Genomic DNA, 19178 nt, shown 5'->3' on the forward strand with positions numbered 1-19178 from the left:
GAGTGAACAGTGCTTTCCCCATGCCTACTGGGTTGCCCAAAACGGCATTGAACCAGAGGTGGGGCGATCGCCTCTAACCAGCCTAGCGGATTTTGAGAAGCGATCGCCAAGGATGACCGATCAAAACCTGCTCTCGTCAACCAACCAGGGGTGAGGTTAGATAGTATGTAAGCGCCTACGTGCAGGAGTGAAGCAGGTGAAATTAGGAGAGTGGATTGGGATACTGTGTCTAGCGATCGCCCTGGTGCTGCTATGGCAAATTCGCCAAATGCTGCTCTTGGTTTTCACGGCTGTGGTCTTAGCTACGGCTATTAATAGCCTTGTACGACGCATCCAAAAATTTGGCATTCGTCGAGGGCTAGCCATTCTCATCGCCATGACTGGCTTAGCCTTGGTAGGTGGAATCTTCGTGCAGGTGATTGTCCCTCCTTTCACCGAGCAGTTTCTCAGCCTTCTAGAACTCCTGCCCAAGGGATTTCAGCAAATTACCAATTGGCTCGATGGCATTATTCGCAATAATCCAGAACTGTTTGCTGAACAGTTTGAACTCTCCAGTATTTCCAACCTAGCCCAGCAGATTCAGCCGCTTGTTCAGAATATTCTGAGCAACTTCTTTGCCCTATTTTCCAATTCTCTTGCGGTGGTGTTCCAGCTCTTGGTCGTCATTGTGATTACCTTGATGCTTTTGGCCAACCCACAGCCCTACCGACAAGCTGTCATCCACGCTTTCCCATCCTTCTATCGCCGTCGTGTTGATACCATCCTCGTGGAATGTGAATCAGCCCTAGGCAATTGGTTTGGCGGCATTGTCATTAGTTCCGTCACCTTAGGGCTGCTCAGTGGATTGGGATTGCTGGTTCTTGGCATTCGCTTAGTCCTAGCCCATGCGCTCCTAGCCGGTTTACTCAACTTTATTCCCAATATCGGCCCGACCCTCAGCCTCATCTTCCCGCTGACGATCGCCCTGATTGACGCGCCTTGGAAGGCCATTCCCGTGATCATTCTCTATATCGTCATTCAGAATATTGAAAGCTACTGGCTAACACCAACCGTCATGGCCAAGCAGGTTTCCCTATTGCCGGCCATGACCCTGATCGCCCAAATCTTTTTTGCCGCCACCTTTGGCTTCCTCGGGCTCTTGCTGGCCCTGCCTCTCACCGTTGTCGCAAAAGTCTTGATTGAAGAAGTGCTGATTCGCGATGTGATGGATCGATGGACATCAGACCACTATCCCGAACCAGCGATCGCCACCCTCCCAAATCCGATCATGAACAATCGGACTCCTGCCGACGATCCTTCAGCCTGGCTCAGCAGTGCGGTGGCCCTTGATAGTATTCATGGGCCAACTGCCGAAGATGCTCATCCCCACGCGATCGCCCCTGAGCCATCCCTGACCACCGACCCATCTACGCCATCTGACCCCTTTGAACCCGAATCCTCGCCGTGATGAAACTGCCTTGGCTAGCCCTCGGATTACTGTTGTTGGGCTACACCACCTTTAGCTGGTTTTTATATGCTGCCCATGTCACCTGGATAGCTTGGGTCGCCGTGCTAGCCTTTACCCTCGCAGAAGCTCTTTTGCTGACCACCTTTTCAAAAGGGGTGCGAACTCTCATCCGCTCGTGGCTTACGTCGGATGTTGGCTACTTCACCACCATTATCTGTGCAGCCTTTCTCGTGGTGCTCGCGCTCGTTTGGGTGCGGATATTTAGCTACGTTGTCATGATATTAGCCGCCGAGTTGCTGGCCCGGCTAGAGTTGCAGCAATGGCAGCAGAGCCGCTGGCAATCCTTTGTCATTTTGTCGCTGGTTTCATTTACGGGGTTAGGTTTGGGGCTAGGTATCGGGTATCTGTTTCGCGTATGATATTTTCCTGTTCCTCACCCAATGCTTAAACCACGGTTTTTTTACCTGGTGGCGAAGAGTTCCGGTGTTGCTGAATCAGACGTCTGGCAGGCAATCTTCACCATCCCAAGCTATAGCTCTTTAACCGGATTTTATGTCAGGGGTCAAGTGCCAAAACCAAACTCGATCAGCTTCGAACACCAGCCGCGATGTATAGCCTTGGTCTGCCAGTCTCCGGACTAACCGGCGCGATGGGCTAAGGACAAATACATCGGGGCGATCGCTTGGTAATACAGGAATTTGAGGCGATCGCACTAGCTGCAACCGAGTCTCGGGTGGTAGATCATAGCTCAGGGTTAGCATTCGACAAGCAAAGCAGGTGCTGAGGTCGGTTGAATCATCGCTAATCAACAGGGGGCGATCGCTTTGGTTGAGAGCCGCTACGATGCGATGATTGTGCTGATGCTTATCTGGACTTTTTGTCCACCATAGCGTGGCTTGACTGCTGATGCCGCAGGATACGATGCCCGCTACCAAAACACCTAGGGTGATTAACTGCCAGCGGGCGCGGGTGCGCGTAGCTGTTTCTAGACGGAGGCTGAGGGCATAGATGACAGCTAGATGGAGTCCAAAATAAACGGGTATCATATAGCGGGCAGTGCCCGATCGCTGCCCCCCGAAGAGTAAATCAGGCAGAATGAGCATCAGGGCTGGGACGGCGGTGGTGACGAAGATAAATTGAGCGGTGAGGGGCGGGGCTTCACGGGCAACGACGATGACGGCATAGATGATGAGCGCCACCATCGCCACCATTAAGAGGATGGCGGGCGAGGTCAGATAGCGATCGCCTAGGTTTAGATCTAGAACCTGATTGATGGGATACAATAACCAGCGGAGAATCAGCCAATCTAAGGAAAATCGCTCATTCGCCCAGGCGGCTGTACGGCTCACCCGCTGGGCATGGCTGATCATCACCCCTAGCCACGGAGTAAAGAGAAGGATGGCTGCTGCTGTTGCGACTAAGTACGATAGGAGCAGCGATCGCTCCCGCTTTTGCCACGTACGGATGCCGATGAAGACGCCATGGGCGATCGCCACCAGGCCCGTCAGCAAAAAGGTGTAGAAACTCGTAGCCAGCAGTAGGGTATAGGTGAGCCAAGCTAGCCAGCGCCGTGGGGGAGGAACAGCGGTTTGGGTCAGACGCATGGCCCACAGGAGAGCGGCTCCGCTGGCAATGGTCAGAGCTGTCCATAAACTGTATTGCCGAGCTTCTTGGGCATAGAGCACATGGAAGGGGGAGACAGCTACGCAGGCGATCGCTAGCCAGCGGGCTGTAGGGCGTTCAAACAACTCGCGTCCTAGCCAGTAGAGGGCAGGAAAGGTGAGTAAGCTGAGCAGAGCCGAGAGCGATCGCACCGTGGCGGGACTAGCTCCCCATATCTGTATCCACAGTCGTCCGAGTAAAAAATAAAGGGGAGGATGTTGGGGGGACTCGCTCAGGGATTTTAAGGTATCTGTCCAGGTACGATCGGGGCTCAGGTTCTGGAAGCTTTGCAAATCAGCAACGGTGATCACCTCACCGGTATAGGTCTGGGCGATCAGCTCCTGTTCCCCATAGCCAGATATCCTCAGAGACGTATAGGTTTCATCAATCCAATATACCTTTTTGCCCAGGTTGCCAAATCGGAATAGGATACCGATGACTAAAAGAGCGATCGCCCCCCATCGGAGCCATTGTCCCAAGGGTGCTTCTAGTTTCACCGACGCCTCCATTCCCAGAGTTGCATATGTCGCCCCTCATACTGCATCGTCAAGCGTCCTAAGGAGGCTAACTGGGTCTGAAAGCCTGGGGAAGGATCCACCACCCAAGCCGTTCCCCGCTCCATTGCCTCTAGGTTCATCCCGCCGGTGGAGACCGGAGCTAGGGTGCGATCGCGTAGTCGAGATGGGGTTAGTTCTGCTAGCTGATCGGCGGATGGTGGAAATAACTGCAGGGTGGCCTCTGGCTTGAGGCGGTAGCTAAGGGCGATCGCTCTCACCGGTCTTGTATCACTGACGATGCGAGGAGCATCCTGAGCATTGATCACCTCAGCAATGGCCAAGTAATCGCGCACCTTGCCGCCATTAATCCAAGGCACGTCGGTTTGATAGACACCGACTAAACTTCCAGATACAGATCCCACCAAGAGCAAACTCCAGCTAAACCGCCAAAGGCTACGCTGCCAACGCTGCTGGGTGTAGATACCCTGGGAACATTGCAGAGCGATCGCCCATTGAATGCCTAGATAAGCAGGAATCATATAGCGCACCCGAGCCGACTGAGCACTGCCGGTGATCAGATCTGGTATCGCCAGCACCATAAAAGGTACAACAATTAAACTCACAATCAACACCGTGCCAGGGATGGGCGATCGCCGCCAGAGCTGATAGACCACTACGCCAATCAACAGCACGAGGATGCCATTGGCCCAGGTGAGATCGGCGTTAAAAAAAACCCGGTTGATCAATCGAGACAGATCCTGAACGAGGTTCACCACGGTGCGACTGTTTTGCGCCTGCTGTACCGTGTGCTGTAGTCCTTCAAACCGGGTCACAATCACCCATAGCCAAGGGCTAAAGGCTAGCAGGGCCAGGGCGATCGCCTGTCCATAGCGCCGGAAGATAGCTCCAGTGCGCCATCCTTGGCTGGCTACCACGTAGAGGCCTTGGCAGATCAACACCAGGCCAAACAAGAGATGGGTATATAGGCCCAGGGTTGCCGTTAGGGCATAGAGCCCCCACCTCGTCCGAGTGGACTGCTCCACTGCCCGCATCACCGCCCAGTTAGACGCCACCATCAACAGCATCCACAGGCTATACTGCCGCGCTTCTTGGGCATAGAGCACATGCAGGGGAGACACGGCCATCAGGGCGATCGCCATCCATGCTACCCGATGACTAAAACACTGTCGCAGCCAGGCGAAGGTTAGGGGCAAGGTGGCTAAACTAAACACAATGGACAGGCTGCGTACGTTGGGCACAGGGCGATCGCTCCAGAGCCCTACCAGACGAGTCCAAATGCGATTCAGGACATAGTACAGGGGAGGATGTTCTGGGTGGTCGGTGAGCACGGCCCAAACCGCTCCCCAGCCGGGCCTGGCCTGGGGCTGCTGGTAGACCTGCAGGTCTTGGAGCTGTAGGGCCTGCCCTTGGTAGAGCTGATCGATGACGGTCACTTCAGAATAGCCGGAGATGCGTAGGGCGGTGAGCACCTCGTCTCCCCAGAAAAATTCTTGCTCTAAAAATACAACTCGTAGCACGACCCCGAGGAGTAGGAAGGCGATCGCCACCGTTCTCAGACGAGGAAATAGGCGTTTGGCTAGACGATCCTGGATCTGTGGATCTTGCGTGAGAGTCATAGATGCAATCGGAAGAAATGGATGCAACGGAACGACAAGAGGAACGCTACACAACCTATGCAGCATCGAGCGATCGCTACCTCGCATCTTGTCCCACAAAGATCTCTGGTAGGGCTTGACTGTGATCGAACCACCCTGTCCAAGAGGTCAGACGGATCAGGAGCGATCGCTTTCCATCATCGTATAGCGAAGTTGGGTTGGGTTAAGGTTTGTGTCGCTCAAATCAGCCTGGGTGAAATCAGCCCGATCGAGCTTGGCGTCTTCTAGATTGGCCCTGCGCAGGCAGGCACCTCGAAAATTAGCGCCCCGCAGGTCTGCCCCCCGCAAATTGGCCTGGGTGAGGTCGGCCTGTTGGAACTGCGATCGCTGCAACACGGCCCAGCGTAGATCGGCCTGGAAGAGATCGGCCTGTTGAAAATCGGCCTCTGAGCCATAGACTCGAACTAAGTTGGCGGAGCTCAAGGTTGCCTGGCGAAAGATCGCCCCATAGAGAGAAGCGCTCACCAACTGGGTGCCCACTAGGCTGGCATGGTCAAACACAGCTTGGTTCAAATGAGCAGAGACTAAATAGGTACCCCGGAGATTGGCTCGGTTCAGGGTTGCTTGGTTGAAGTTCGCCCGTTCTAGATAGGCATCTTGCAGATCCACGCCGACCAAATTGGCATGGCTGACATCGGCGTCACGCAACGTCACGCCGCGTAAGTTGGCGCTAATCAAATTAGCATGGCTGAGATTGGCGTGGGAGAGCTGGGCGTAGGACAAGTCTGCGCCAACAAACTCAGCTCCCTGGAGTTGGGTATGGCTGAGCTCCGATCGCGACAGGTTGGCATGGCTGAGGTCGGCCGCCTGCAAATTAGCTGCCGTGAGCACCGTCTGACTCAAATCCGCTCCCCGAAAGTTGATGTGGCTCAGGTCGGTGTCTTTGAAATACACCCCGGCCAAGCGCACCTCACTGAGATCCAAAATTTGCCCAGGATGGTGCGATCGCCATGCGTGCCAGCGATCGGATCCCTGTTTCAACAGCGCCAAATGGTCGTAGTTAGCCATACCTCTTCCGTCCTATTCCTGAGCGCCACTGCCGTGATCGCGTCCTGGTGCGTCTTCCAGGGAAGCGATCGCCGCCGCCGACCCCGCCAAAATATCCCGTTCTTCGCCCCCCAGGTAGAGCCGCCCAAAGCTCCCCACCGCACCCACTTGCAAAATGTTGATCAACGCTGCTTTCTCAGCCTGGTTGGCTGCTAGGGCCGCATAGGCCGCCGGCTGCACTTCCAGCACATAGAGCGTTTGTCCCGCCAAAATCATCTGTCCCCGCCGGTTGCGGTTAATCAACTGCGCTTGGTGGGCGTCGATGTTGCGAATAATCTGGCTCGACACAATCCTCGGTCGTAAGCAATCGCGCTGGCGCACCCCGAGGGCTTCCAGGATCGCCTGCCCTGCGGCGCGGGTCTCCCCCTGATTGGTGGAATGAACTTCCAAGAGTCCATACAGCCGTTCGACAAACTGCACCCCCGGCCGCACGGCGGCCGCTTTCAGGGCCACGTCGGTGATGCGATTAATTTCTACGCCCGGCGAAATTTCAACCCACAGCGAGGCATCCCCCGGCAGCGGCAAAAAACCCAGCGATACCGTACCAATGTAGGCAGCGTGCTGTGGTTGTAGGCTATCGAGATATACGTAGCTTCGCAGTTCTGCCCCCAAAATCCGTCTCTCCGTGCTGACAAGTGCATATCGTTACATCCAGTCGCGATGAAGGGGACATTCAGCTTGGCTCAACAAGCTGCCAGAACGCCCCGATTCCACCACGATGGTGCCCCCTGAGTGTACCGCGCTATGCCTGCGAAAACCTGAAGGATTCGGGCAGGCTTGCTAGAACTTGACCGGCTCACGAGAGCTGCTGCATCCGCCACACCGATCGCATGATCCGGATTTCGTTGAAGTCGTAATCCTCTCCCACCTGGTCGCGAATCGTCCGCAGAGCATCATCGCCTACCTGAGCGATCGCCCCCAAAATAGCCTGCTGCCGCTCGGGATCTACCAGTTGATCCACGTCGATCACTTCGCCCCATTCAAGCAAGGTCGCTAGGTTGTCGTAGATAGTCCCCAACCGTAGGTCACATTCCAAAGCAATCTGGGCAGGAGCGATGCCCTGCTGATGCAGGTTGAGGATTTGGCGACGGCGGGCGGAGAGCGGCGGTTTGGAGGTCGGTTCGTCTACTACAGGTGTGACCGTCTGGGCTAGGAGGCCATGCTCTTGGCAAAATTGGCGAATAGTCTCGGTGAAGCGCGGCCCATACTGGGTGAGTTTGTGGCTGCCGACTCCAGAAATCGAGGCAAATTCTTCCAAGGTGGTGGGTCGGCTTTGCACCATCAGCCGCAGACTAGAGTCGGCAAAAATCACGTAGGGCGGCACCGATTGCTCATTGGCGATGGTTTTCCGCAGCGATCGCAGCAGATCCATCAACAGTTCACGGGTGGATGCGGCTTGGCTATCGTCGGCCACGCTAGAGCGCTGAGAACGCGTGGCCACCATCTGCACCGGTCGCTGCCCTCGCATCACCTCCCAACTGCGGGCATTCAGCCGCAATACCGAATAGCCATCGCTGGTTTCATCCAGCAGGCCCTGGTGTAAGAGCGATCGCCCTAGGTGTTTCCAGTCCTCGGCAGAGCGATCGCTGCCGATGCCGTAGGTGGACAACTTGTGATGCCCTCGCTGCTGGATCTTGCTCGATCGACTGCCCCGCAACACCTCGATGATGTAGTTCATGCCAAAGCGTTCTTTGCATCGGGCGACGCAGGATAGGAACTTCTGAGCATCAACGGTGCGATCTTCAATGGGCTTAGGATTCAGGCAGTTGTCACACTGCTGGCAGTTGCCGCTAAAATCTTCCCCAAAGTAGCGCAGTTGAATCGTCCGCCGACATTCCAATCCCTCAGCATAGTCCAATACCTGACGGAGCTGCTGCCGGGCGATCATCTGCTCGGCTTCGTCAGGTTTTTGGTCAATTAAATAGTTAATCTTGCTGACATCACCGGTGTTGAAAAACAGTAAACAGCGGGAGGGCTCCCCATCGCGCCCGGCTCGCCCCGCTTCTTGGTAGTAGCCTTCTAGGTTCCGAGGCAGATTGTAATGCACCACCAGGCGCACATCGGGCTTATCAATACCCATGCCGAAGGCCACCGTGGCCACCATCACCTGCACATCATCCCGGATGAATCGGGTTTGATTTTCCGTCCGCACGCGATCGCTTAAGCCTGCGTGGTAGGGCAGGGCGACAATGCCGTCTTGCTGGAGGCGATCGGCGGTTTCGTCCACCAGCTTGCGGCTGAAGCAATAGACAATGCAGGAACCATGGCGATGACTGCGGATTTCCCGCAGCAGATCGGCATAGGCGTTGCGCTCCTTGGGACGCACTTCGTAGTACAGGTTGGGTCGGTTGAAGCTGGCGACGTAAACATCTGGCTGGCGCAGGGCAAGCTGCACCACAATATCTTGCTGTACGCGCTGAGTGGCGGTGGCGGTGAGGGCGAGCAATGGCACCGTGGGGTAGCGCTGCCGGATCTGGCTGAGCTGTCGATATTCTGGGCGAAAGTCATGCCCCCATTCCGAAACGCAGTGGGCCTCATCAATGGCGATCGCCACCAGCCCCAAGGCATCATGGAGGCGATCGAGAAACGGCAGGAAGCGATCGTTCAGCAACCGCTCTGGAGCCACGTAGAGCAACTTAATCTCGCCTCGGAGGAGCTGGGCCGTGCGCTGCTGGACGTGCTCATTAGACAGACTGCTGTTGAGGAACGTCGCTGGAATGCCGTTATCGTTTAGGGTTTCCACCTGATCCTGCATCAGCGCAATCAACGGCGATACCACCACCATCAGCCCCGGCTTGAGCAGGGCCGGCAACTGATAGCACAACGACTTCCCGCCCCCGGTAGGCATAATCACCAGCAGATCTTGTCCCCGCAGGGCTGTTTCGACAATATGTCGCTGGCCTGGCCGGAAGCGATCGTAGCCAAAGTAATGCTTAAGAGCCTGCTCCAGGGAGTCAAACGTTGGGGTTGTCGATGCGATGGCTGAATGCAGAGTCATGTCCGGTCTATGTCAGTGCGCTATCCAATATCCCCCACTGTACGAATATTTGTCGTCCTATCGCTAGAGGGAGGATACCGATTCGCGGTGACGGCCCTAAAAAACCGCCCCTAGAAGCGATCGCTGGGAATCAAGTCTAGAGACGGTTTGGATGACCAATGTGGGCTCAATGGAATGGGGCAGCTAAGCGCCTCGCCGTAGGGCCGCTTCCACGCGCTTGAACTCTAGCTCTAAGCGATCCTGGAGCTTGGCGGGAACGGGGCGATTGGGGTAGGAGCTGTAGTGACCGGCTAGGGCGTTGAGAGCCGTTTGCATGGTGGTGAAGGAGCTGAGGCGGGTGTAGTTACCATTGCGGCGATAGCGCGCTGAGAAGTCGTTGATCATTTGCCGCGCGTCAGATTGGGCTCCTGCCTTTTCAGGGGTGCCTTCGGGCATTTCAATGGCGGTTCGCAGGGTGTCAATTAGGCTGAGGGTATCTTGGCGATAGTCGCCGCTCAGACCGCCGGGGGATGCGGCACAGCCCATAGCTACTGTACAGACCAGCAATAGCGCAAAAATTCGAGATAAAATCCTTTTCATAATGCCTCAATAATCATGGTTTAACGGAACAAACATGGGTCAGCGGCGTAGCGATCGCCCTTGGGGATGCCAGCCCCTACAACGTTCAACATTGAGCTCTGTATCATCCTATCCTGACAAGGTGTAGCCCTGATCAACCTAGAGGAGGAAGGGCGATCGCGGCTTGGATAGATTAAGACTTAGGGGTTTTGAAAGGCGTGCGCTTCTTTTTCATGCGCTTCTCACGCTCATACTCCAATTCCTTCAGCTTCTTCATAATGCGGCTGAAGTATTCTTTGAGATAATCTTCTAAGGTACCGGTTTCGCTGCGATCGAGCCCAAAGACCTCGTAGGTTTCATCCATGGAGGCGTCTAGGGGCTTACCTGAGGCAATCACTTCTGTAAACGCTAAGCGATCGGCGACGTTCCACGTCCATTCAAAGAACAGGGCTACCCGTCGAATGCTTCTCAGCAGACTAATGGGCATGCGGGTGACCTTGGCTTCTTGACCCGACATGCGCTCGCAGACGCGAATAATTTCGTAGGCGCTCCAGGCCCGGTTGCCCACCACAGGAAAGACGCGGTTCTCCGTTTCGGGGACTTGCAGGGCGCGCACCGCAAACCGGGCAATATCCTGGGTGTCCATGTAGGCAATGGGGGAGGTGTTCCCCATCACCCACACCGCCTGTTTTTCTAGGATGGGGATAGCGTATTGGCTAATCAAGCCTTGGAAAAAGCCGCATAGCCGTAGGACGGTGTAGGGAACGCCCGACTCTTGCAAAAACTGTTCTGTGCAATGCTTGATTTGCATCAGCGGCACGTCGGGATGATCTTCAACCCCTAAAATGGAGAAGAAGATAAACCGCTCGACGTTGGCGGCTTTGGCAGCCTGGATGAGCGCAACCTTGCCGTCCCAATCGACCGCCTTGATGGGCACCGAATCGGTGGCGCGGGAGGTGGAGGCATCAATCACGGCCGTCACCCCTTCAAAGGCTGCGGGCAGGGTGTCAGGGAAGGTGAGATCGCCTAGGGCTAGCTCAGCCCCCCATTCTTTGAGAAACGATGCTTTGCGGGCGCTGCGAACCAGGCAACGAACCTGAAATCCCTCATCTAGGGCGCGACGGGTGACCTGCCTTCCCAACGTACCTGTGGCACCGACAATCAGTAAAGTCATGAGGGATTTAATCTCAATTTCAAAACATTAACTTTTTATAAGATGTTATCAGAAAGTGGTTAGCCTTTTCTCATATAGCCAGTGTTGCCAGGATAGAAATACTGTGTAGATCCTGTGAAGACGAAGGGAACAGCAGACCGCCGTTGGATCTGACTGGATGATATGTCGGTGTAATGCTTGCCAGGAAAGGATTCTAGTCAATGGAAAGCCAAGGCAGGGACTTGTACATTCAAGCCCCTCGCCGCTGAATTACTCTTCGCCACCCTGCAGCTTGAGCAGCAAAAACCCCATGGCTAGGCCGACTAGGATCAAGGTAAACGACAGAAATGCAGCATTATAAAATTCGCTACTCATCTAAACTATGTCTCCCTAACGTCACGATGAAAAATCAGGCTCAACAGCGATCGCTTCTAGACATAATCGTGAGCTCATCAAAAGCCGCGATCGCCCCTCGGTTGTCCTAGGACGTGAGGCTGTCTAGGATCGATGTTGAACATCCGCCTAGAGTATTCTAAGGCAGTTTGGGTCTGCTCTCCATCTCGAATCCTCCTTGTCTTTGGGGGACTTATTGCTCCATGTTTCTGCTTATTGTTTCCTAATGTAACGTTATGGTGCTATCCCGTCCGCAATCGGATTTCGATCCATTATCAGATCTGGCATCAGATTTGCCATCAGCTTCGGCTACTCAGGCAAGGCCGCCTCGGCTGGCGATCGCCCTCGGAGATCCAGCAGGCATTGGCCCTGAAGTGGTGATGCGATCGCTCTATCAGCGTCCCGAGGATGCCGTGCCGGTGACGGTGGTCGGGAGTCGGGCGGTGCTGGTGAAGACCTACGATCGCTTGCGTGACTTGGGGGTGCCTTTGGTGGAGCCGGATGCGGTGCCGTTGATCGATGTGGGTGTAGCATCTGCCGATCTGCGGGCCGTGCGCTGGGGCGTGGGCAATGCTGCTAGTGGAGAAGCTAGCTTTCAGTTTTTGTCGGAGGCGATCGACCAAACCTTGGCTGGACAGTTTGATGGGGTGGTGACAGCTCCCATTGCCAAGTCGGCCTGGCTAGCGGCGGGCCATGCCTATCCTGGGCAAACGGAACTCTTAGCCGAGCGGGCTGGGGTATCGCGGTTTGGCATGATGTTTGTGGCGCGATCGCCCCTCACCGGTTGGATGCTGCGATCGCTCTTGGCCACCACCCATATTCCCCTGGCCGCTGTGTCCCACACCTTAACGCCAGCCTTAATGACTCTGAAACTAGAGCTGTTGATGGACTGCCTGCACCATGACGTTGGTCTGCCGCAGCCGCGCATCGCCATCGCCGGACTCAACCCCCACAGTGGCGAACAGGGACAGTTGGGCCGTGAAGAGGTGGATTGGCTTCAGGGGTGGCTAGATGACCAGCGCCAGCGCTTTCCCCAGGCTCAGTTGGATGGCCTGACGCCCCCTGATACCCTCTGGGTGAAGCCGGGGCAGGCTTGGTTTGGCACTCGTCCGGTGGAAGCCCACGATGCCTACCTGGCGCTGTACCACGACCAAGGGCTAATTCCTGTGAAATTAATGGCTTTCGATCGCGCTGTGAATACCACCATCGGTTTACCCTTTGTGCGTACCTCCCCCGACCACGGGACGGCGTTTGATATTGCCGGTCAGGGGAAGGCAGATGCCACCAGTTTTCTGGCCGCGCTCCAGCTTGGGGAAGACCTGGCCCGCCAGCGCGTGAAGCCTCCCAGTTCCACCGCTCTGTAGCCCTTTCCCCAGACCATCCCGCCCATCAGACCTGCCTAGGTAAACCAATGTAAGGTTTTGCCGCGATCGCTCTCGTTGATCGTAGTTTTTCGTTAGATTGGATACGTAGGCTACAGTTGTCGCTCATAGCGGGAGGTTAAAATAATGAGTTTTGATGATACTAAAGTCCGTGAAGCATTGGAGCGCTTGCTGTATCCAGAGTATGCTTGTGAACCGCAGAGAAATGCCCTGCAGCGGCTAACTCACCTTTGTCGGCTGTGGGTGCAGCGGCTGCGCCATGATGCCAGTGAGCCAGTCATTTGGACGTATAGAACGTCGTCGGGCGAAACGTTGTGGAATGCCTACGATCCAAGTAGCGGCTGGTCAATTTTTGGTGTCCCGCAGTTTCAGGTGTGGGCCTGGCTGGCGGAACGGTATCGCCGTCGTCCCACCCATCCTTCTTAAGGTATGGGGCTTAAGGTATGGGGATTGGCAGGGATGCTGACGGCACCTCGATGAAACTCTAGTACATCAAAGCTTTCTGCTATGAGCATCAATGCCCTTGAACAGGTTGCTTCAGGGGCATTGTTATTGGAGCTTTTGGCGAGGAGCTTTGGGGAGGATGGCTTGGGAAACTTCTAGATGCTTGGGCAAGTCTCTGCTCTAAGACCTGACCCATGAGGGGGGATAGGTGAATCTAAAGCGCGATCGCTGGTTGAACAGCGCAAGGGGTCAGGCAAGGGTATGCATCGCCAGAATCCTAGGAGGAGAGAGACGTCCTGATGATAGGGGCGATCGCCTGCAAATAGGAACGGAGGCGTAGTTTATACAGGCGAATCTGAATGCGATCGCATAGGCATATGGATACTCGATGGTGGCGATGGCTGGCCGGTGGCATGGCAGGGGCTCAGATCGTGGCTGGTCTTGGTCTACCCCCAGCCGGTATGGCTATGGACGGATGGGTAGCGCAGCAGATCTCTAGCCCGACGCGCTATGTCTTGGGAGCGGGCGATCGCCTCAATGTTGAATTTTTCAATATTCCCGAATATACCGATCAATACCAAGTCCTGTCTGACGGTACGCTGCATTTGCCCCAGGCGGGAACGATCGCTGTGGAAGGCTTAACTCTGGAGCAAGCCACTCAGGCGATCACGGCGCGCTATGCCCAAGTTTTGCGCCGTCCCATTATTAGTCTCAATTTGCTACAGGCGCGACCGGTGACCGTGGCGATCGCTGGCGAAATTAGCCGTCCTGGTTCCTATACCTTGGCTGCCGCCAGTCCTGACAGTCCCTCAACGCTCACCCAGGTGCTTCAGCAAGCAGGCGGGGTGACTCAGTCGGCGGACGTGCGCCGGATTCAGATTCGCCGGGTGAGCGATCGCACCCTGGGCACAGAGTCGGTGACGATTAATCTATGGGACTTGATCCAAGCTGGAGATATTCGCCAAGACCTGACCCTGCGGGATGGCGACTCGATTGTGATCCCCACCGCAACGACCGTGAACCCTGAGGAATCGCGGCGGCTGGCGGCGGCCAATTTTGCGGCGGATGCCACCCAGCCGATCCAGGTGGCGGTGGTGGGAGAAGTGAACCGTCCCGGCCCCCATACCCTGCGCCTGAATACCAATCTCACCAGCAGCAATGATGGGCTGGAGGCCTTGACGGTGAGTCAGGCAATTCGGGTGGCGGGCGGTATTACCCAACTGGCCGATATTCGCGACATTCAAGTGCGGCGGGTGACCCACACGGGGCAAGAACAGGTGATCCCGGTGGATTTTTGGGAGTTGCTGATGGCGGGGAACCTACAGCAGGACTTGCCGTTGCAAAATGGCGACACGATTGTGGTGCCCACGGCGACGGCGCTAACGTCGGCGGAACTGGCAGAACTGGCGCCAGCTAGCTTTGCGGCGGATTCGATGACGGTCTATGTGGTGGGCGAGGTGAGCGCTCCAGGGGCGATCGCTCTTCCTCCCAGCACTTCTCTCAATCAAGCGATCCTGGCGGCGGGCGGCTTTAACAACCGCGCCCGCCGCAGTCGGGTGGAGCTGGTGCGCCTGAATCCCGATGGCACCATTTTGCAGGAGAGTATCGATGTCGATCTGTCAGAAACCCTGAATGCGGCGGACAATCCATCCCTGCGCCCTGGCGATACGGTGCTCGTGGGGCGATCGGGTCTAGCCAGCTTCAGCGATACCTTGGGGCTACTGCTGTCGCCGGTCACCGGTGTGGCTAGTCTGCTGCGCTTACTAGGACTCTGATGGTTTGCAGATTGAAGCTTGCTCAACCATCAAATTGATGCAGGTATAACCATAGAAGAAACTAGAGGATGCTTCTGTTCTTTGTGATCCTTGGGAGTTTGATGACGCTAGGTTTTCAGAAACCCACACCCCAAGTCTCTAAATAGCGCAGGATGAACGGAGAGGCTACGGTTTGGGCTGTGATGCGATCGCCCCAGCGCTGACCCATGATGCGATGCCACATTAATCTTTCATCAACAAATGATTAAAGATTGTCGGAACAGGTTTGCTGTCTTGTTCTGTGAGTTAGCTTATATTGTATTGAAGACGTGACAGATCAGATGTCAGGTACTTTGGGAATGCTTTGTGACAGTTTCTATCAGGTTCTGTCGTGTGATAGGGGTGCCTTGAGTAACCTCTAGAGAAGAGTTGCCATATAGTCTAGAGATGGGCGATCGCAGGATATGTCATGGTGTCCGTAGTAGGTAACGTTTGTGTCTACTACTATGCGGGTTGCGACCATCGGGGTGTGTAGACCTAGGGCATAGCCCTTCCTCTCAGCATCATTCTTCTGCATCATGCCCATACCTTGGAAACGATCCCGGCTAAACTTGGCCCCTCAGGCTCGGTCTGTACCACTAAGAATTTTGTTGGTTGTACCCTTTGTGGTACAGGTTTTTGGCACGGTTGGTTTAGTAGGATGGCTGTCGCTGCGTAATGGCCAACAAGCTGTCGAGCAGGTGACGGCCAGTCTACGCACAGAAATTAGCGATCGCATTGATCAACAGCTCCAGCGCTACCTCGACGTCCCCCTGGTGGTCAACCAAGTCAATGCCAATGCCATTTTGATGGGGTATGTAGACTTAGATGATCCAGCCAGCCTCTCCCAGCATTTCTGGAATCACCACGATCTATTCCCTTCCCTAGAGGTCTCTGCCATGTATGTGGGCAGGATCAACGGCGAGTTTACGGGCCTGGGGTTTCAGGCTAATCAACAGTGGGAGGTGGGGCGATCGGGGGATGAGACGGGACGGATTTTCACCAGCTATGCCCTCGACAAGCTGGGGCGGCCAGCTCAAGTCCTAGGGCAAACTCGCTTCTATGATCCCCGGCTGCGTCCCTGGTTTCGGAGTGCCATGCAGGCTCGGGAGCCGACCTGGAGCAGCATTTATCCAGATTTTAAGGAACGACGCCTTAAGGTGACCCTGGCCCAGCCTCTTTACACCATGGATCGGGAAGTTTTGGGGGTGATTGGCACCGATTTTGTGCTGTCGCACATCAATGACATGCTGCGATCGCTCCAGGTGAGTCAGTCTGGCCAAACGTTTATTTTGGAATCCTCAGGTCTACTGGTGGCCACCTCGACGGACGATGAACCGTTTGTGGTGGAGGGCGATCGCGTCACTCGTTTAGCGGCCGCTGATGTGGCCCATCCTCTCATTCAAGACACGGCTCAGTTTCTCCAGGCCCAGTTCAACAGTTTGGAAGACATTGGTCGTCGCCAACAGCTTGAGTTTCGCGATCGCCATGGGCAACGGCAACTGGTGCATGTTGACTCGGTTTCCTATGGCAAGAACCTCAACTGGTTGATTGTGGTGGTGATCCCCGAATCAGATTTCATGGGGCAAATCTATGCCAACACTCGCACCACCATTGCCCTGTGCTTGCTGGCGCTGATGGCCGCTACCTTGGTAGGGCTGTTGACGGCCCGTTGGATTACCTATCCAATTCTGCAGCTCAGTGAAGCCAGCCGTACCCTAGCAGACAGTGCCGCTAGGGCCAGCCTATCCCACTCGGAAACCTTGCCCCACATCCAGGCGCGAAATATTACCGAGTTGCGAGGCTTGGCGGATGCCTTTAACCAAATGGCCGATCAGCTACAAAAATCCTTCGCCGTGTTGGAGCAACGGGTGGCAGAACGCACTGCTGAGTTGCTGAGTGAGCAGCAAAAGTCAGAGCAGCTTTTGCTCAACATTTTGCCCCAGAGTATTGCCCACCAATTGAAGCAAAACCAAACCTCGATCGCTTCTGCCGTGGAAGAGGCGACGATTTTATTTGCCGATATTGTAGATTTTTCGCCCCTGGCCTCACGGCTGCCGGCGACAGAGTTGGTGGAACTGCTCAACAACATTTTCTGCGCGTTTGACCATCTGGTGGAAAAGTACCGGCTGGAAAAGATTAAAACCATCGGAGATGCCTACATGGTGGTGGGCGGGTTGCCGGTGCCCCGGGCCGATCATGCAGAAGCGATCGCTCACATTGCCCTCGATATGCAAGACACCATTCGCACCTTTCTGCGGGATGATGGCGAGCCGTTTCGCCTGCGCATCGGCATCAACACCGGGCCGGTGGTCGCAGGGGTGATTGGCAGCAAAAAGTTTATCTACGACCTCTGGGGAGATGCGGTAAATGTGGCCAGCCGCATGGAATCTCACGGCACCTCCGATGGCATTCAGGTCACCCAAAGCACCTATGAACTACTGCACCACCAGTTTGTCTTTGAGTCTCGGGGGATGGTTCACATCAAAGGTAAGGGGGATATGCAAACCTATTGGTTGATGGGGCGACAGGCTTGTTTAGAGTCTGCCTAGGAGCTGCTACTCCCAGCCTGATCAGCCTCAGCAAACATGTATCTTTGGTTATATTTCCTAGACTAGCTGCTCTGGTCGTCTAGGCTGGTAGCTAGGTTCGTGGGTAAACTCCTGATCCTCAATCTAGCGATCGCGGGTGAGTGGTGCGTGACGTAACGTTCTGCTCAGACCAGATTGGCATAGACAGGGGGATCTGCTGGGTTGCGCATGGCGCAACTTAGCCCGGCCGTATCCGCCGTCTTCTTCCTCTAGAGTTCGCAACACTATGCAGGTTCAATTCAATATTCTCCGCCAAGGGCTGCAGCCCCGTCCCTACATGGAGTCGTTTACCCTGGATATCGATCCGGGGAGTACGATTCTGGACTGCTTGAATCAGATCAAGTGGCAGCAGGACGGTAGTTTGGCCTTTCGCAAAAATTGTCGGAATACCATCTGCGGTAGCTGCAGTATGCGGATTAACGGGCGATCGGCGTTGGCCTGCAAAGAAAATGTGCGCAGTGAGTTGGCTCGCTTAGAGGCCATTCAAGCCAGTCAAGGGGGCGATCGCTCCCCCAGTGATGCATTGCCTACGATCACGGTTGCGCCGTTGGGAAATTTGCCGGTGCTCAAAGACTTGATTGTGGACATGGCTCCCTTCTGGGATAGCCTGGAGGCGGTGGATCCCTACGTGAGTACCAGCAGCCGTCAGGTGCCGGAGCGGGAATTTTTGCAGAGTCCTGAAGAGCGCGATCGCCTCAACCAAAATGGTAACTGTATCCTTTGCGGCGCTTGCTATTCGGAGTGTAATGCGCTGGAAGTGAACCCTGATTTTGTGGGCCCCCATGCCTTGGCTAAAGCTGCCCGCTTGGTGCTCGACTCCCGTGATGGGGATACGGAAGCGCGCCTAGATGCCTACAATGAAGGCAATCAAGGCGTTTGGGGCTGCACCCGCTGTCAGTTATGCAACAGTGTCTGTCCCATGGAGGTGGCTCCTATGGATCAGATTGGGCGCGTGAAGCAGCAAATTTTGGATCGCAAGGACGCTAGCGATAGCCGTTCGGTGCGTCACCGTAAGGTACTCGTCCAGTTAGTGAAGCAGGGCGGCTGGATTGATGAGCGCAAGTTTGGCATTCAGGTGGTGGGCAATTCCTTCCGCGATCTGCCAGGACTGTTGAGTTTGGGGCCACTGGGGCTGCGGATGTTGGCCAGCGGCAAACTACCCCTGACCTTTGAAGCCTCGGAAGGACAGGCGCAAGTGCGATCGCTGATAGAAGCAGTGGAACAGTTGGAAGCCGAGTCGCCGGTCTCCTGAGCAGTGCTGGGTAGGAGGAACAATCTGCGCCAGAATCTGCGCTAGACTGCTCTCAGACTGAATTGTGTAGACCACGTATGACCTCCCAACCCGATTCTCCAGATACTGCCCCCGCTGAATCCGTTGCTGAATCCGCTGAACCCCTTGCGCCAACGCCCGCCTTTGGCTGGACAGCCTACGCTGAACAGATCAATGGCCGCTTTGCCATGCTGGGCTTCATCGTGCTGCTGTTGATTGAGCTAGCCACCCGCCAAGATCTCTTCTCTTGGTTGGGGTTGCGGTAAG

General features: G+C 55.4%; 16 protein-coding genes. 8 read left to right on the forward strand and 8 right to left on the reverse strand.

Annotation, left to right across the window (positions count from 1 at the left end; genetic code table 11):
* Positions 1-196 precede the first annotated feature (196 nt).
* Positions 197-1447, forward strand: coding sequence for an AI-2E family transporter (locus JUJ53_RS10005; RefSeq protein WP_204151864.1), 1251 nt, complete (start codon positions 197-199; stop codon positions 1445-1447).
* The gene (locus JUJ53_RS10010) at positions 1447-1866 is read left to right on the forward strand and encodes a hypothetical protein (protein ID WP_204151865.1); all 420 of its coding nucleotides are present in this window, start codon (positions 1447-1449) and stop codon (positions 1864-1866) included. Before JUJ53_RS10005 ends, JUJ53_RS10010 begins: the two co-directional genes overlap by 1 nt.
* A 120-nt stretch (positions 1867-1986) precedes the next feature.
* On the opposite strand, the gene JUJ53_RS10015 is transcribed toward JUJ53_RS10010, so the two are convergent.
* From JUJ53_RS10015 to JUJ53_RS10050, 8 genes are all read right to left on the reverse strand, one after another.
* Positions 1987-3606 carry a glycosyltransferase family 39 protein gene (locus tag JUJ53_RS10015; RefSeq protein ID WP_204151866.1) on the reverse strand — a complete coding sequence of 540 codons (1620 nt, stop codon included), beginning with the start codon at positions 3604-3606 and terminating at the stop codon, positions 1987-1989.
* Complete coding sequence (locus JUJ53_RS10020) at positions 3603-5243, reverse strand: glycosyltransferase family 39 protein (protein WP_204151867.1); 1641 nt, start codon at positions 5241-5243, stop codon at positions 3603-3605. The genes JUJ53_RS10015 and JUJ53_RS10020 overlap by 4 nt, the downstream gene beginning before the upstream one ends.
* Before the next feature lie 156 nt (positions 5244-5399).
* A complete protein-coding gene (locus JUJ53_RS10025; RefSeq protein WP_204151868.1) occupies positions 5400-6290 on the reverse strand; it encodes a pentapeptide repeat-containing protein in 891 nt (296 codons plus the stop codon).
* A gap of 12 nt (positions 6291-6302) precedes the next feature.
* Positions 6303-6941 carry a hypothetical protein gene (locus JUJ53_RS10030; RefSeq protein ID WP_204151869.1) on the reverse strand — a complete coding sequence of 213 codons (639 nt, stop codon included), beginning with the start codon at positions 6939-6941 and terminating at the stop codon, positions 6303-6305.
* A gap of 184 nt (positions 6942-7125) precedes the next feature.
* Positions 7126-9327: a DNA helicase RecQ gene (recQ, locus tag JUJ53_RS10035; protein WP_204151870.1), complete on the reverse strand. Its 2202-nt coding sequence runs from the start codon at positions 9325-9327 to the stop codon at positions 7126-7128.
* A 183-nt stretch (positions 9328-9510) separates the two neighbouring features.
* Complete coding sequence (gene psb27 / locus JUJ53_RS10040; protein WP_204151871.1) at positions 9511-9906, reverse strand: photosystem II protein Psb27; 396 nt, start codon at positions 9904-9906, stop codon at positions 9511-9513.
* 172 nt (positions 9907-10078) lie between these two features.
* Positions 10079-11059: an SDR family oxidoreductase gene (locus JUJ53_RS10045; protein ID WP_204151872.1), complete on the reverse strand. Its 981-nt coding sequence runs from the start codon at positions 11057-11059 to the stop codon at positions 10079-10081.
* 249 nt (positions 11060-11308) lie between these two features.
* Positions 11309-11413, reverse strand: coding sequence for a PetM family cytochrome b6-f complex subunit 7 (locus JUJ53_RS10050; protein WP_204151873.1), 105 nt, complete (start codon positions 11411-11413; stop codon positions 11309-11311).
* A 254-nt stretch (positions 11414-11667) separates the two neighbouring features.
* Between JUJ53_RS10050 and pdxA the strand changes: the two genes are divergently transcribed.
* The 6 genes from pdxA to JUJ53_RS10080 all read left to right on the forward strand — a co-directional run bounded on the left by pdxA (position 11668) and on the right by JUJ53_RS10080 (position 19177).
* Positions 11668-12795: a 4-hydroxythreonine-4-phosphate dehydrogenase PdxA gene (gene pdxA, locus JUJ53_RS10055; protein WP_204151874.1), complete on the forward strand. Its 1128-nt coding sequence runs from the start codon at positions 11668-11670 to the stop codon at positions 12793-12795.
* A 144-nt stretch (positions 12796-12939) separates the two neighbouring features.
* Positions 12940-13239: a hypothetical protein gene (locus tag JUJ53_RS10060; RefSeq protein ID WP_204151875.1), complete on the forward strand. Its 300-nt coding sequence runs from the start codon at positions 12940-12942 to the stop codon at positions 13237-13239.
* Between the two features lie 395 nt (positions 13240-13634).
* Positions 13635-15032, forward strand: a complete 1398-nt coding sequence (locus JUJ53_RS10065) for an SLBB domain-containing protein (RefSeq protein ID WP_204151876.1) — start codon at positions 13635-13637, stop codon at positions 15030-15032.
* 629 nt (positions 15033-15661) lie between these two features.
* The gene (locus JUJ53_RS10070; protein ID WP_204151877.1) at positions 15662-17602 is read left to right on the forward strand and encodes an adenylate/guanylate cyclase domain-containing protein; all 1941 of its coding nucleotides are present in this window, start codon (positions 15662-15664) and stop codon (positions 17600-17602) included.
* 265 nt (positions 17603-17867) lie between these two features.
* Positions 17868-18893, forward strand: coding sequence for a succinate dehydrogenase/fumarate reductase iron-sulfur subunit (locus JUJ53_RS10075; RefSeq protein ID WP_204151878.1), 1026 nt, complete (start codon positions 17868-17870; stop codon positions 18891-18893).
* Positions 18894-18970: 77 nt separating this feature from the next.
* Entirely contained in the window at positions 18971-19177 is a 207-nt protein-coding gene (locus tag JUJ53_RS10080) for a chlorophyll a/b-binding protein (protein WP_204151879.1), read from the forward strand.
* Position 19178: the final 1 nt, after the last annotated feature.

Origin of the sequence: Leptolyngbya sp. CCY15150 (genome assembly GCF_016888135.1) — a bacterium.
Lineage (GTDB): Bacteria > Cyanobacteriota > Cyanobacteriia > RECH01 > RECH01 > RECH01.